Annotated in this window: 12 protein-coding genes and 1 pseudogene; 5 read left to right on the top strand and 8 right to left on the bottom strand. The window is 72.4% G+C overall.

The window, feature by feature from the left end; translation table 11 throughout:
- Window positions 1-4 precede the first annotated feature (4 nt).
- Both EV384_RS21985 and EV384_RS36195 read left to right on the top strand, forming a co-directional pair.
- Window positions 5-898, top strand: coding sequence for an IS982 family transposase (locus tag EV384_RS21985; protein WP_130336149.1), 894 nt, complete (start codon window positions 5-7; stop codon window positions 896-898).
- A gap of 122 nt (window positions 899-1,020) precedes the next feature.
- A pseudogene (locus EV384_RS36195) lies at window positions 1,021-1,843 on the top strand (IS481 family transposase); the annotation flags it as partial.
- A gap of 313 nt (window positions 1,844-2,156) precedes the next feature.
- On the opposite strand, the gene EV384_RS21970 reads toward EV384_RS36195, so the two are convergent.
- Together EV384_RS21970 and EV384_RS21965 are read right to left on the bottom strand one after the other, a co-directional pair.
- Window positions 2,157-2,762 carry a hypothetical protein gene (locus EV384_RS21970; RefSeq protein ID WP_130336147.1) on the bottom strand — a complete coding sequence of 202 codons (606 nt, stop codon included), beginning with the start codon at window positions 2,760-2,762 and terminating at the stop codon, window positions 2,157-2,159.
- A gap of 429 nt (window positions 2,763-3,191) precedes the next feature.
- Window positions 3,192-3,668 carry an HNH endonuclease gene (locus tag EV384_RS21965; protein WP_130336145.1) on the bottom strand — a complete coding sequence of 159 codons (477 nt, stop codon included), beginning with the start codon at window positions 3,666-3,668 and terminating at the stop codon, window positions 3,192-3,194.
- A gap of 101 nt (window positions 3,669-3,769) precedes the next feature.
- On the opposite strand from EV384_RS21965, the gene EV384_RS36190 reads away from it, so the two are divergent.
- Window positions 3,770-3,955, top strand: a complete 186-nt coding sequence (locus EV384_RS36190; protein WP_242624206.1) for a hypothetical protein — start codon at window positions 3,770-3,772, stop codon at window positions 3,953-3,955.
- A 456-nt stretch (window positions 3,956-4,411) separates the two neighbouring features.
- Here the strand turns inward: EV384_RS36190 and EV384_RS21950 are convergent, their stop codons facing one another.
- Together EV384_RS21950 and EV384_RS21945 are read right to left on the bottom strand one after the other, a co-directional pair.
- Window positions 4,412-6,208, bottom strand: coding sequence for a TIGR03767 family metallophosphoesterase (locus EV384_RS21950; RefSeq protein ID WP_207232403.1), 1,797 nt, complete (start codon window positions 6,206-6,208; stop codon window positions 4,412-4,414).
- A 210-nt stretch (window positions 6,209-6,418) separates the two neighbouring features.
- Window positions 6,419-7,879 carry a hypothetical protein gene (locus EV384_RS21945; RefSeq protein ID WP_242624205.1) on the bottom strand — a complete coding sequence of 487 codons (1,461 nt, stop codon included), beginning with the start codon at window positions 7,877-7,879 and terminating at the stop codon, window positions 6,419-6,421.
- Between the two features lie 298 nt (window positions 7,880-8,177).
- Between EV384_RS21945 and EV384_RS21940 the strand changes: the two genes are divergently transcribed.
- The gene (locus tag EV384_RS21940) at window positions 8,178-9,662 is read left to right on the top strand and encodes a vWA domain-containing protein (protein WP_207232402.1); all 1,485 of its coding nucleotides are present in this window, start codon (window positions 8,178-8,180) and stop codon (window positions 9,660-9,662) included.
- Between the two features lie 60 nt (window positions 9,663-9,722).
- Here EV384_RS21940 and EV384_RS21935 read toward each other — a convergent pair whose 3' ends face one another.
- From EV384_RS21935 to EV384_RS36180, 4 genes are read right to left on the bottom strand one after another with little or no spacing between them, the layout of a single operon-like run.
- Window positions 9,723-10,295, bottom strand: a complete 573-nt coding sequence (locus tag EV384_RS21935; protein ID WP_242624204.1) for a GNAT family N-acetyltransferase — start codon at window positions 10,293-10,295, stop codon at window positions 9,723-9,725.
- Window positions 10,296-10,333: 38 nt separating this feature from the next.
- The gene (locus EV384_RS21930; protein WP_130336141.1) at window positions 10,334-11,152 is read right to left on the bottom strand and encodes a TIGR04222 domain-containing membrane protein; all 819 of its coding nucleotides are present in this window, start codon (window positions 11,150-11,152) and stop codon (window positions 10,334-10,336) included.
- 37 nt (window positions 11,153-11,189) lie between these two features.
- The gene (locus EV384_RS36185; protein ID WP_242624203.1) at window positions 11,190-12,023 is read right to left on the bottom strand and encodes a DUF2785 domain-containing protein; all 834 of its coding nucleotides are present in this window, start codon (window positions 12,021-12,023) and stop codon (window positions 11,190-11,192) included.
- Entirely contained in the window at window positions 12,020-12,571 is a 552-nt protein-coding gene (locus EV384_RS36180) for an alpha/beta fold hydrolase (protein ID WP_242624202.1), read from the bottom strand. The genes EV384_RS36185 and EV384_RS36180 overlap by 4 nt, the downstream gene beginning before the upstream one ends.
- Before the next feature lie 109 nt (window positions 12,572-12,680).
- On the opposite strand from EV384_RS36180, the gene EV384_RS21920 reads away from it, so the two are divergent.
- Entirely contained in the window at window positions 12,681-13,166 is a 486-nt protein-coding gene (locus EV384_RS21920) for a GNAT family N-acetyltransferase (RefSeq protein ID WP_130336139.1), read from the top strand.
- Window positions 13,167-13,193 lie beyond the last annotated feature (27 nt).

Raw genomic sequence — 13,193 nt, 5'->3', positions numbered from 1 at the left:
GTTTGTGACGACAGACCTCAACACCCTTCTCACCGCACTGTACGTGAAGATCGACGACTGGCTGGGGCGGCCCCGCAGGTCCGGTCGGCCACCGAAGCTGTCCGATGCTGAGCTGCTGACCCTGGCGGTGACCCAGGTGCTGCTCGGGATTCGGTCCGAGGCCCGCTGGCTGCGGTTCGTCCCCGCGCATCTGCCCGGAGCGTTTCCCTATCTGCCGGGGCAGTCCGGCTACAACAAGCGCCTACGAGCCGCCGTGCCGCTACTGAAGAGGGCGATCCGGGCGGTGGCCGCGGACACCGACCTGTGGGCCGACTCGACCTGGGTGCTCGACTCCACCCCGGTCGAGTGCGGCCGGTCCCGGCCCACCGTGCGCCGCTCATGGTTAGCGGGGTGGGCCAGCTACGGCTACTGCCCGTCGCACTCGCGCTGGTTCTGGGGCCTGCGGCTACACCTGATCTGCACCCCGGCCGGCCTACCCGTCACCTGGGCCCTGGCCAGCCCGAAAGTCGACGAACGTCAGGTGTTGACCGCGGTCCTCGAACACGACCCGGACCTGATGGCCGAACGCCCCGGCCTGCTGATCATCGCGGACAAGGGCTACGTCTCCGCCGAGCTGGACCGCTGGCTGGCCGAACGCGGAGTGCGGCTGCTACGACCCTCCTACCGCAACCGCACCCCACGCCCCGACGAACACCTGCTCAAACCGATCCGGCAACTCATCGAATCGGTCAACGACACGCTCAAGGGCCAGCTCGACCTCGAGCTACACGGCGGCCGCAGCATCGAAGGCGTCGCCGCCCGCGTCGCACAACGACTCCTGGCCATGACCGCCGCCATCTGGCACAACCGCACCACCGGACAACCCCTGACCAGGTCCTTGATCGCCTACGACCACTGACCAGGATTAGGACTTACTCGTCTAGGTCCCACGGACGTTGGTGACGCGTCCAGGATCTTGAATGGGTGAGGACCTCCGGGTGAGGTGGAGCTTGTCGAAGTTCACACCCGCCGGAGGTCCTCGTGGTCCACCGTAATGCCCCCTTGTCCGAGACCGGCAGGCTGCGCCTGGCCCGCTGTGTTGTGCACGATGGCCGGCCACTGTGCCGGGCTGCGGAACGGTTCCAGGTCAGCCCGACCACAGCAAGGCGGTGGGCCGACCGCTACCGAGTAGGCGGTGAGACCGCGATGGCAGATTCCAGTCGGCCCCACCGCACGCCGACGCGCACGCCAGCTGCCATCGAACGCAAGGTCCTGTCCTTGCGGGCCACACCGGTGGGGACCGGCTCGGATAGCGGGCCATCTCGGCCTGCACGCTTCCACCTGCCACGCGATCCTGTACCAAGCCGGCGTGCCACGCCTGGCCCATCTCGATCGAGTTACGCGGCAGCCGGTCCGCCGCTACGAACATCCCACACCCGGTGATCTCATCCACGTCGACGTCAAGAAGCTCGGTGTCATTCCCGACGGCGGCGGCTGGCGCACCCAAGGCCACCGCCAGGGCAAACGCAACCGCACCGCCACACATGGTCAATGAACCGACGCCTGGGGCAGCGCGCCCGGCTTGGTTACGCCTATCTGCATACCGCCTTGGACGATCACTCCCGGCTGGCCTACACAGAAATCCTGCCCGACGAGCGGAAAGAGACCGCCGCCGGGTTCTGGCAACGCACCCACGCCTGGTTTACATCCCACGGGATCACGGTGCGCAGCGTGATCACCGACAACGGCGCCTGCTACAAGTCGTTCCTCTGGCGCGAAACACTCACCGCGGCCGGTATCAGCGTGAAGAAGACCCGCCCGTTGCCGCCCGCAAACCAACGGCAAGGTGGAGCGATTCCACCGCAGGCCTACCGGGGTGGCCGTGTCCCTATCAGCGGTCCGCTGACGCCACCCGATCCGGCGACAACACCCCCCCGGATCATCCGTACGGCAGGGGCAGTAAGTCATACCGGGCCGAGAGACCGAGGAGTCCCCGGCTGGGGACGATCAAAAGCGTAACCGGGGGGACCGGGGACCTCACTCCCGGGTCAGCGCACCTCACGACGGGTGAGCAGGGACTGACAAGCCATGTCACTTTCACTGACACTTTCGTGTCACTCAACAGTGCTCGCGCCGACTTCCGTACTCCGCGTGGCGCCGAGGCGCGTCAGGCGCGGTCAGCGTCCGGTGCGGCAGTGTGGGACCGATCCGGACAGCGACCTGCCGGCCCCTCGGCCGTTGCTGGCCAGCGCCACGTCGAGGAACGCCCCGACGCCGACCCGCGCGGCCTTCGCCATGTGGGCGATCAGCAGCAGTCGGCACCGGGTGTTCTCCGGTTCGCCCCCGGGCACGTCCGCGGCGGGCGGTCGGTGGCCACCAGGAAGGAGCGCGGCTAGCAGCCCCCGGTTCACCTGGGGCAACCAGTGCGCGGAGCGGTCGACATGCGCCGCCAGGAGCGGCCAGGGGTCGGGCCCGTCCGGGTCGAGCTCGTCGGCCAGCAGTCCTGCGGTGTCCTTGAGGACCTGGTGCGCCCATGGGTGGGGCAACCGTGACAGGCGGTCGATCGCGTTCTCGAAACCCTTGCGATCCGCCCGATCGACCGCGCGGACCCCGGCCACCACGGCGTTCCACAGCTCCTGCTCCGCCGGTGTTGGCGGGTTCCACATCACCGTTTCCTCTCGCTCGGGGGACTGGTAGCGCTCGGCGTTGCGTCGCTCCGCTTCGGCGGGGTGGCCGGCACGGGCCCGTAGGAGGGCGGGACCCGTGCCGGCCGCGGTGATCACCCCAATCACCGGCTTCCGCCGACGCCGGCTCGGCCGGGTCGTGTCAGGCCGGGCCGCCGCCGGCGTCGTACCGAGGCGGACAGCGCCCCATGTTGATCGAGCGTGTTCCGATGAGCGCACGCGAAAGTTCCTGTGTTGGGGCGCTCGTGATACTGAGTCAGTTATACGACAAATTACACAAGTTATTGCTATTTCGAGCAATCTGGGAGGATATTGTTCTTCCTGCTCGGTGGAGGGCAGTCACGTCCTGCCGCCGACGGCTGACCTGCCGGTCGGTCTGCGCGATCCCGCCTGCTCGTTCGCCCAGGGCGGGACCAGGGCATGGGCGCCGGGCGCTGAGGTCCTCGATCCACCCGAGGGCCAGCACCAGGCCGCTGAGGATCACCAGGGCAACCACCAGGTAGCCCAGCTTGCCGATCCCCCCGTGGATCAAGCGGAGGCCGACGGGCCGCGACCGTGCGTGGCTCTCGCCGTGGCGACCTCGGCGGCCCGACGGTCCCGCCAGCGCCGCTGAGCCTCCCGGTTGCACGTCCGGCACACGCGGCGGTAGCGCCCGGTCACCTCGTCGATCTCCCGGGCGTGGCCGTTGCGGCACCGCGCTTCCTGCCGCCGGTCCCGGCAGGTCACCGCGCGGCTGACCTGACGCAGGTGGGTGGGCTCGATGCAGTCCCTGGCGGCGCAGCGGTGGTCGACGTCCAGCGCCGGGTCGTAGCCGCCGACGAAGACCGCGTACGCGGCGATGTGCGCCCACGCCCGCCCGGCGACCTTCTGGTGGACGTCGCGGCGGGAGCCGTACCCGCGCACGATCAGGCAGCCGTCGTCGCGGCGTTCGGAGCGGGCGAGCAGGTAGGCGCGCAGGCTCTCCTCGGTGAAGTGCCGGGACAGGCCCTTCACCCTCGGCAGCATTGCGTCACTGTATGCGGCCCGACTCTCGCCGGCGGCTTCAGCCGCTGGCGGGACGTTGCCGAGCGGGGCCGGTCGAGTCGCGTACGACCAGGGTGTGGCCGGTGGGACGACGGCGGGGGCGCGTCGAGCGGGGCTTAAGCGAACTGCTGGCCCGGGGGCTGACGGCCACCTGCGTGTTCGCGCTGACCGACGTGATGGCCATCGGCGCCTGCGCCGCCCTGCGCGACCACGGAGCGGGAGACGCCCAAGCACGATCGGTGAGCGGGTGCGCGAGCACATCTGCCTGATCGCCCGGACGTCCCCCGCCGACTGGGCCTGACCGGCTTTGCCACCTGGAGCTTGTCCAAGCTCGCCGACCACCTGGTCCAACGGCACGTGGTTCCGAAAATCAGCCGGGAGACGCTACGCCGCATCCTGCGCTACTTCGCCCTCAACGGCAACGACCACCGCACCCACGTGGAGCAGAACGCCGCGATCGCGGCCTACGTCCGCTGGCGCAACGCCCGCGCCGAACCGAAGACCAACTTCGCCCAAGACTCACCCACCCGTCAGTGGACGCGATACCCGGCCGCGGCGCATCTGGAGCGCGTTGCACGGCATTGCTGTCCTGTCCGACAGCGGCCGCATCCCCCCGGATGCTCAGGAGGAACGGCTCGATTTCCTCGTCACTCAGATCGCCGCACCCCCAGCGGCCGACCACGCAACAAGGAGCAATTGAAAGGCCAAGGATCTGAGCCAAGCCACTAGCCGCTCACCGCCATCGAGAACGCCTCGCCGACCTCGGCGGACACCGCCTTCACCCCGGCGAGCGGCGACGGGATGACCAGCTCGACGTTGCGATCGGCCAGCGTGCCGCGCCGGAAGTCACCCCTGCCCTGCCAGTCGTTGGCGGATAGCTCGCGGGAGAGCGCGGCGAGCGCCGTGGTGTCCGACAATCCGCCCCTGGCAGCCGGTCCCGCGTGGTCGACGATGGTGCAGAACGCCGAGAGGGTGCCGTCGAGATTGTCCACCAGCTCGATGATCCGGGACTGCTCGGGCCAGTCGATGTGCGCCGCCGTGTTGACCTCCCAGAAGCCGCCACCGACGACGGCGCCGGCCGGGCGGGCGTGGGGCAGCACCTCGTTGCGGTGGGTGTGCCCGTTGACCCAGAGGATCACGTTGGGGTAGCGCAGCAGCAGGGCTCTTACCTGCGCACCACCGATCCGGTCACTGCCGGCGGGCACGTTGTCCATGCTGCCGACGGTGTGGTGGCTGAAGATGGCGACGTACTTGTCCGCCCGACCGGGGCGGGTGACCACCTCGCCCGACGGTGACAGCCAGCGGCTGCTCGCCGCTTGCAGTTGCCGCTCCAGCCAGGCGTACTGGGTGGGATCGATCGAGCCGTTCGGACCGCCTGCGCTGTTCACCGTGTCCAGGACGATGCCGCGCACCCGGCCGGCGTCGAAGGTGTAGTACGCGGTGGCGTCGGCGATGTTCGTCTCCGTGAAGCCGTGACCGACGGGCGTGCCGCTGGTGACGAAGTGTTCGGCCACGGTGGTGGCCCGGTCCACGATGCGCCGGTCGGGGTCGGGAGTGACGAAACGGCGCCCGCCGGAGGAGAGCATCAACGCCACCGCGGCCGGGTCCTGGGCGAGCAGCCCGACGATGAACTGGATCTGCGCCGGGATCGGCGCCGCGAGGATCGACGGTGGCAGGCTGGTCAGCTTCAGCGGGCCGGTGGCCAGTTGACGCAGCAGCGGCGAAGCCGGCACGTTGCCCTGGACGAGGCCGTCGTGGTTGCCGTAGACGGCGTACCACGGCACACCGATCCCGGCCGCCTGGAACGGGGCTCGCGCGGCGCCGAGCAGGCCCGGTACGACGGGGAACCCGGAGACCGAGGTCGCCTGGCCGAAGCCGGTCTCCGGGTGCCAGTAGGACGGATCCGCCGCGACATCGTCCGCCACGCCCTCGTACCGACTCGGGTCACCGGAGTCGGGCCGGACCGCGGCACCGTCGAGCAGGTCGATGTACCAGCGCAGCTCGTTGTGCTGGCAGTTGTCGGTGTTGTCGCCGGTCACCACCGAGAACCGGAGCGGCGCACCGGTGAACGGGCCGGCGTGCACCTGGCGTACCTGCCGGATCATGGCGTCGCCCACCTGGGCGCTGAGCAACTCCTGCGGCCGGTACGCGCTGCCCAGGTCATCCAGTCCGGGCAGGCTGCCGTACCGGTCGAAGAACTCGAACCGCCCCGGCGACTGGGTGTCCAGCACGTGCACGTCGGTCAGCTGCGCGAAGCAGGTCAGCACCCGACCGGTGAAGCCGGCACGCTCGCGCGGGGATCCACCGAGGTCGGCCCGGACGAGGAACGGTTCACCCTCGGCGAGCCGCAGCGTCGCGTAGCCGCCCGCGCCCGGTGCGCCCCGGACGATGGTGTGCTCCAGAGTGGTACCAGCGGTGGAGGGTGCGGGCAGCGCGAACGCGCGGCGGGACGGGAACTGGCCGAGGCCGACGGCGGCCCCGCCGAGCATCCCCGCGAGTAGCGCTCTCCTGCTGAACGGCATCATGGCTCCATTCCGTCTCGGGGAGCTTCGATGCGCGCCGGGAGGAACCGACAGCTGTCGTAGAGCCACGCGCAGCATCAGCTCGATGCAAGAAACCATCGCGCTCGGTACCTGTCAGCGCAATAGCCTGAAGGCGCTGTTGTCGTGAATGGATGGCGTAGTCGCGGCGCCGGCGAGGCGATTCCGGCGGATCGGCGACCCCGGTGAATGTCAGGCCCGAGCCCCGCCGAGGCCCAGCAGGACGGCCAGCCCGAGGGCGCTGCGCGGGGCGTACGGCACCCGCCACAGCCCGCCGTGCGCCGCGGCGTACGCCTCGTCCTGCCACGGGTGCGCCTGCGCCGGCCCGCCGCCGGTGCGCAGGTCGTGCACCAGCAGCGCGGCCATCAGGGTGTTGCTGGTGGCGGGATCGAACACCTCGATGCCGAACCGGTGCGCGCCGGCGTACGCGGCGGCGAGCGCCCGGTTGCGCAGCACGGACCGGGTCCGCGTCGGCGGCGCCACCTTGAACGACACGGTCGTCCCGGCGTCCCGCGCCACCGTCGCCCGCCACCGCTGCAACCGCTTGGCCAGGGCGTAGTTCGGGCCCTGCTGCGGCACGAGGCTGTCGTTGATGCCGGGGTCGGCGCCCGGCGGGTAGTTGCGGTGCAGCAGGCGGCCGCCGGAGAGCACCCGCAGGGACCGGCGGGCGACGCCGCGGGCGGCGTAGCCCCGTTCGGCGTGGCGGACCGCCTCGGCGGGGACGGCGAAGACGTCGGTGGGGGTGGCGAGGAACGCCAGCGCCACGTCGTCGCGGTGCTGCTGGAGGTGACGGGTGAGCGCGTCGACGGCCATCGCGACCCGTACGTTGGTCGCCCCGTCCGCGTAGACGTAGTTGCCGAGCACGAGCCGGCCGTCGAGGCCGAGCAGCCACTCGGCCGCCCGCGGGAGGCGGTGCAGCAGGTCCGCGCCGGCGCCGGCGGCGAGCGCCTCGTCGTCGCCGGCCGTGCCAGTCCGTACCGGCAGGTGCAGGCGACCGGCGTACCGGTGGGTGGTGCGCAGCAGCCGTCGCCAGATCTCCGGACGTGGCAGGTCGACCGCGACCACATCGCCGCCCCAGCGCAGCACGGACGGCAGCGGGCCCATCTCGGCCCCCGCGCCGAGTACCACGATGCGCTGGTCGCGCAGATCGAGCCAGTCCGGGTTGGCCAGGACGGCGCGGACGGCCTCGGCGCAGGACGGTTCGACGACGCCGGCGGTGACCCAGGCGTCGAGCCGGCGGCGCAGGTCGTCGCCGCGCAGCCGCTGCCCCCGGTACGGCAGGGAGAACTCCCGCTCGGCCGCGCCGGCGCCGGTGACGGTGGCGGTACGCAGCGGCTGCCCGGCGACGGTGCTGAAGACCTCGTCCAGGCCGATCTCCGGATTGTCGTCGGGGACCACTCGCATCCGGGCGTGCAGGGAGGCGAGGCCGTCGCGGGCGACGGTCACCGCCGCCTCGCGGGAGAGCAGCCCCGCCTCGACCAGGCGGCGGAAGTGTCCGAGGTAGCCGTGCCGCCAGTTGGTCTCGTGTTCGGCCGAGCGCGCGCCGACCGGGTCGACGGCGCGCAAGGCGTCGGCGACGACCGCGCGGCCGAGTGCCGACGTGCTGCGCGTGCCGTCGGCCATGGGGAACACCACCCCGGTCGTACGTTCCACGGCCACTGCCCTCCCGTCCCGGCCGTCTGGTTCCGGCCGCGACTGCCACTCTGCCCCATCCGCGGCGGTGCGGCACGGCCGGGCACTCCGTCCATCGAGGCCGGTCGCCGTCGCGGCGGCGCCTCGTCGGGCGGACTGTTCAGGTCACGGCTTGCACACGAAGCGGTCACGACGCTCACGCTTGCGTATCGGCTCGGCCACGACGGGATCCGTCGCGCCGGTGGTCTGCGTCAATGACCACGACGGCTCCGGTACCCCGCGGCCGGTCGCCCACCCCCGACCCACCCCGGAGGATCCGATGGCCCACCTGCGACGGTCACCGCTGCTGCCGGCGCTGCTGGCGATCACGATGACGATCACCGCCTGCGGCGCCGAAGGCCGGGGCGCACGGCAGGCCGACACGGCCCCGGGATCCGCCCGCCACCACGACGGCACGCCCTGGTCGGGCGATGAGGAGACCGCAACCGAGGAGGACCCGCGCTCCACCTTCGGCGTCGACGTCGACACCGCGTCGTACGGCTACGCCCGCCGGCTCATCATGGACGGGCGGTTGCCCGAGCGGACCGCGGTGCGGCCCGAGGAGTTCGTGAACTCCTTCCGGCAGGACTACGCCGAGCCGGGCGGCGACGGCTTCGCCGTACACGTCGACGGCGCCCACTTCCCCGACTCCCACGAGGTGTCCGGCGAGGTCCGGTTGATGCGGGTCGGATTGCAGACCCGCTCGGAGGACGAGGAGAGCCGGCCGGACGCAGCCCTCACCTTCGTCGTCGACGTCTCCGGCTCGATGGGTGAGCCCGGACGGCTCGACCTCGTCCAGGACGCGCTGCACACCCTGGTCGACCAGTTGCGCCGCACCGACTCCATCGCCATCGTCGAGTTCAGCGGCGAGGCCCGGGTGGTCCGGGAGATGACCGCCGTCTCCGACGCCGACGAGCTGCACGCCGCCATCGACTCCCTGCACACCCGGGACAGCACCAACCTCGAAGCCGGCCTGGTGCTCGGCTACCGGGTGGCCCGCGACGGGTTCCGCCCCGGCCGGACCAACCGCGTGATCGTGCTCTCCGACGGGCTCGCCAACGCCGGCCGGACCGACGCGGAGCCGATCCTGCGCCGGGTGCGCGACGAGGCGGAGAAGCAGATCGCGCTGCTCGGCGTGGGGGTCGGCAGCGAGTACGGCGACGAGTTGATGGAGCAGCTGGCCGATCGGGGCGACGGCTTCGCGGTGTACGTCAGCGACCGCGCCCAGGCCCGGAAGGTGTTCGTCCGACAGCTGCCGGCGACGCTGAGCGTTCGGGCGCTCGACGCCAAGGTGCAGGTGAGCTTCGAACCGACATCCGTGCGGTCCTACCGGCTCGTCGGGTACGACAACCGGGCACTCGACGACGAGGACTTCCGCGACGACCGCGTCGACGGAGGCGAGGTCGGACCGGGGCACAGCGTCACGGCGCTCTACGCCGTCCGGCTCGCCGACGGGGTGCCGCCCTCGGCCCGGATCGCCCGCGTGCAGGTGCGCTGGACCGATCCGACGAGACGTGACGCCGCCGAGACGTACGAGTCGGTGACCGTCGCCGACGTGAACGGCGACTTCCGGGAGGCGTCCCCGCGGTTGCGGACCTGCTACTCGGCCGGCTATTTCGCGCAGGCGCTGCAAGACGGCCCGTACGGCCGGGAGGTGCGCCTGGACGACCTGGCGGCGATCGCGCAGCAGGCGGCCGACGCGACCGACGACCCGGAGGTGCGAGACCTCGCGACGGTGATCCACGAGGCCGAACGGCTCCGCTGATTCCCGAGCGGGCCGCACTCCGCCGGGCTCACTCCGTCGGCCGGTCCCCGGGTCCCGCGCTCACGGGTCCGTGTCGAGGCGGGCGTGGACGTGCATGTCGTGCCAGCCGTCGGCGTGGCGCGCCGCGCCGCGCCGCGTACCTTCCGCCGGGAAGCCGGCGTGCCGCGCCGCCCGGCAGGACGCCGGGTTCGCCGGCGAGTGGCTCAGCTCGACGCGGTGCAGCCCCAGCGTCGCGAAGCACCAGCCGCCCAGCGCGGACAGCGCCCGGGGGGCGACGCGGCGACCCCGCGCCTGCGGCAGCACCCAGGACGACACCTCGGCCTCGCCCTCGGACAGGACGACCCGGCGCAGGCTGATCTGCCCGACCACCTGTTCCGCGGCGAGCACCGCCCACCCGGCGCCGGTCTCACCGCGCCACCGGCCGGCCCAGGCGGCGATCCAGTCCGCGGCCTCGCCGTCGCTCATCGATCGGCAGTGCCAGCGCTGGATGGCGGGATCGGCGTAGGCCGCCACCACCACGGGGCGGTCCGGCGGCTGCCAGGGGCGAAGCAGCAGACCATCGGCGCGGATCCGGGGTTGCGGCAGCGCCGCCATCGACCCGGGCGGCAACGCGGGCTCGGTGAGCAGGGGCACGCGCCGACTCTAGAGTGACCGCGCGACCTGCCACCCCGTCAGCGGCGCCGGGCGGGAGCCGGGGCGGCCGGCCGGGTGAGCTCGGCGTCGACGCCGACCAGCTCGGCGAACCGGGGGTCGACCGCCAGCAGCGGGCGCGGCCCGAACAGGGCCATTCCGGTCAGCAGCTCGTCGGTGCCGCGCTCGCTCCACGCCGGCCGGCGCTCCGGGTTCAGCTCGGCGTGGACGCGGCGCTGCCGGCGCAGCAGCCGCCGGGCGGCCGCCCCGGTCTCGGGCACCTCGCAGAGCCACCAGCCGGTCAGCGCCGTGGCCAGGCAGCACAGCAGGAGGCCGGCGACCGACGCGGGGCCACCGGCGTTGCGGCCCTCGACCGCGCTGTCGACCAGCCGGGTCACCCCGACCGCGGCCACGGCGAACAGCGGCAGGGTGCCGATCGCGATGCGGCGGCGCTGCGCCGGGGTCAGCAGCCAACCGTCGCGGACCAGCCGGCCGACCAGCCGCCGCAGGGCCCGGCCCACGGCGGGGTCGGCGAGTACGGCCGCCCAGGTCTGCGGTCGGCGCAGGGCGGCGTGCAGGGCCCGGACCAGCGGGGCCGACCCGGCCGGGGGCGGACCCTCGACCGACAGCGTCGACAGCTCGCCCCGGCGTACCGCGCCGGCCCGGCGCAGCGCCCCCATGCCGACCTGACAGGCCAGCCCGGCCCGGTCGGTGAGGTACGCCAGCTCGACGGTGGTCAGCGGCTCCCCCCGGGTACGCCAGCCGGTCAGCGATCTGATCGACAGAGCGACGGCCAGCGCCCCGGCGACCGCCGCCACGTAGTCGAGGAGGAAGAGTGGACCGCTGACGCCCCAGAGCATGGCGACAAGTATGGATCGCCGTCCGCCCGGCGCCACGTCAGTGTGATCTGAACCTGCTCACCCTGGCCTCGGCGGCCCCGATCGCCTGGCCGAGCGGCCCGGTGCGGGGGCGTCGAAAGTGCAGGCTGCGCAGGAAGTTCTTCGTGTTGACCCGGGCCACCACCTGCGCCCGGCTGCGCGGCTGGTCGGCGCAGTCGGCCAGCCGACCCAGCCAGTCGGCGATCTCCCGCTCCGGCAGGAGCCCGTCCTCGATCACCACGTCCACGACGGTGGCCATCCGCTCGTCGTCCTCGTCGGGGAAGATCGTCGTGCCGTTGTGCAGCATGCCGCGCAGGGCGTCGAGGACGGCCCACCGGGTCGCCGGGTCGCTCTCCGGGCAGCGCACCAGCTCCGCCAGGGCGTCCGCGCCGAGCGCTGCGGCGTGCGCCCAGCCGCCCTCGGCGACCAGCCCGCGCAGGTCCCGCTCCTTGCGGTGGTAGCGCAGCAGGGCGTCCCGTACCCGGGCGTACCCGTCGGCGGTGAGGAACGGCCGCCGCCGGTGCCGGCGGACGACCAGCGCAATCGCCAGCATCGAGAACGTGCGGGTGAAGACGCTCGGGTCGCCGGCGGCGCCGATGCCGTGGAAGAGGTGCGCGTCGTCGATCAGCGTGTCGAGCAGGGCCCGCAGCTCGGCCTCCGTGAGCCGGTCGCCGTCGATGAACGCGTGGAAGGTCGGGTAGATCAGCTCGTCGCGCAGCTCCGGCGCGGCGTCCCCGAGGTTGGCCAGCATCGGCGCCACGAACTCCGCCGGTCGTTCGCCCGGGCGCAGCTGGTACCCCTCGTCCTCGATCCGCCGCAGGTCGGCCAGCAGCCTGGTCCTGGTGTCGCTCAACCCCGTGTCCTCTCCAGCATCGTCATGATCTCTGCCAGCACGACGTCGGGCTCGTCGTGGTGGACGTCGTGGCCGCTGCGGGCGGCGATCCGGTGCCGGACGCCGTGGCGGCGGACGAGGTCGCGTTGCATCCGCTGGTCGATCCGCAGGATGTCCAGCGCCGGCCAGTCCGGCCCGGCCGCGTCGGGCCTGCCCCGGGTGATGACGCTGGCCGACACCCCGCGGGGGAGCGGATGCGCGGCGACCTGCCGGTAGCTGACGGGCTTGTCGATCCGTTCGGCGTTGCGCGCCGGGTCGGTCAGGTAGGCGCGGTTGGCGGCGCGCAGGTGGGCGGGGAGCACCGGCTCGTACACCGTCTCCCGGTACTCGACCACGGCGTCGACCAGCACCAGACCAGCGACGGCGCGCGGCTGCCGCGCGGCGAGGAGCCGCGCGACCAGGCCGCCGAAGGAGTGCCCGACCAGCAGCCAGGGGGTGGGCGCGGCCACCTCCGCGAGCAGCCCGGCCAGCTCGTCGACCAGGTCCGCGCAGGTCCGCACGCCGGTCACGGCCGGGCTCCGGCCGGGTACCCGCGAGGCCAGCCGGCGGTCACGGTTCGGGCACGCGGGCCGGATTCCCGGTCGCCGCCGATCGGGCCGTCCGGCTAGCGTTCCTGGCATGCGTATCCGGGATTTCACCGAGGCCGACTGGGAGCAGGTCTGGCCGATCGTCGAGGACGTCATCACCGCCGGGGAGACTTTCCCGTACGACCCGACCTGGACGTCCGAGATCTGCCACGACGTCTGGGTCGAGGCGGCGCCCGGCCATACCGTGGTGGCGGAGGAGGATGGCAAGATCCTCGGCACCGCCAAGATGGGGCCGAACCGACCCGGCCCGGGTTCGCACGTCGCCACCGCCAGTTTCATGGTGGCCGCCGCCGCCCGCGGCCGCGGCGTCGGCCGGGCCCTCTGTAAGTACGCGCTGGACTGGGCCCGCCGGCAGGGGTACGCGGCGATGCAGTTCAACGCGGTGGTGGACGCGAACGAGGCGGCGGTGCGGCTGTACCGGCAGCTCGGGTTTACGGTGATCGGCACGGTGCCGGAGGCCTTCGCGCATCCCACCCTGGGTCGGGTGGGCCTGCACGTGATGCACCGTCCCCTGTGAACGACGCCGGTGGGCGACGATGGCGGC

It is taken from the genome of Micromonospora kangleipakensis (assembly GCF_004217615.1).
GTDB lineage: Bacteria > Actinomycetota > Actinomycetes > Mycobacteriales > Micromonosporaceae > Micromonospora > Micromonospora kangleipakensis.
This window is presented reverse-complemented; position numbering and strand designations above follow the sequence as displayed.

What these genes read in the sequence shown, in the direction of transcription:
- EV384_RS21965 (WP_130336145.1), bottom strand. Translation starts at nt 3,668, where the DNA reads ATGCTGCCGAGGGTGAAGGGCCTGTCCCGGCACTTCACCGAGGAGAGC.
- EV384_RS21950 (WP_207232403.1), bottom strand. Translation starts at nt 6,208, where the DNA reads ATGCCGTTCAGCAGGAGAGCGCTACTCGCGGGGATGCTCGGCGGGGCC.
- EV384_RS21940 (WP_207232402.1), top strand. Translation starts at nt 8,178, where the DNA reads ATGGCCCACCTGCGACGGTCACCGCTGCTGCCGGCGCTGCTGGCGATC.
- EV384_RS21930 (WP_130336141.1), bottom strand. Translation starts at nt 11,152, where the DNA reads ATGCTCTGGGGCGTCAGCGGTCCACTCTTCCTCCTCGACTACGTGGCG.
- EV384_RS21920 (WP_130336139.1), top strand. Translation starts at nt 12,681, where the DNA reads ATGCGTATCCGGGATTTCACCGAGGCCGACTGGGAGCAGGTCTGGCCG.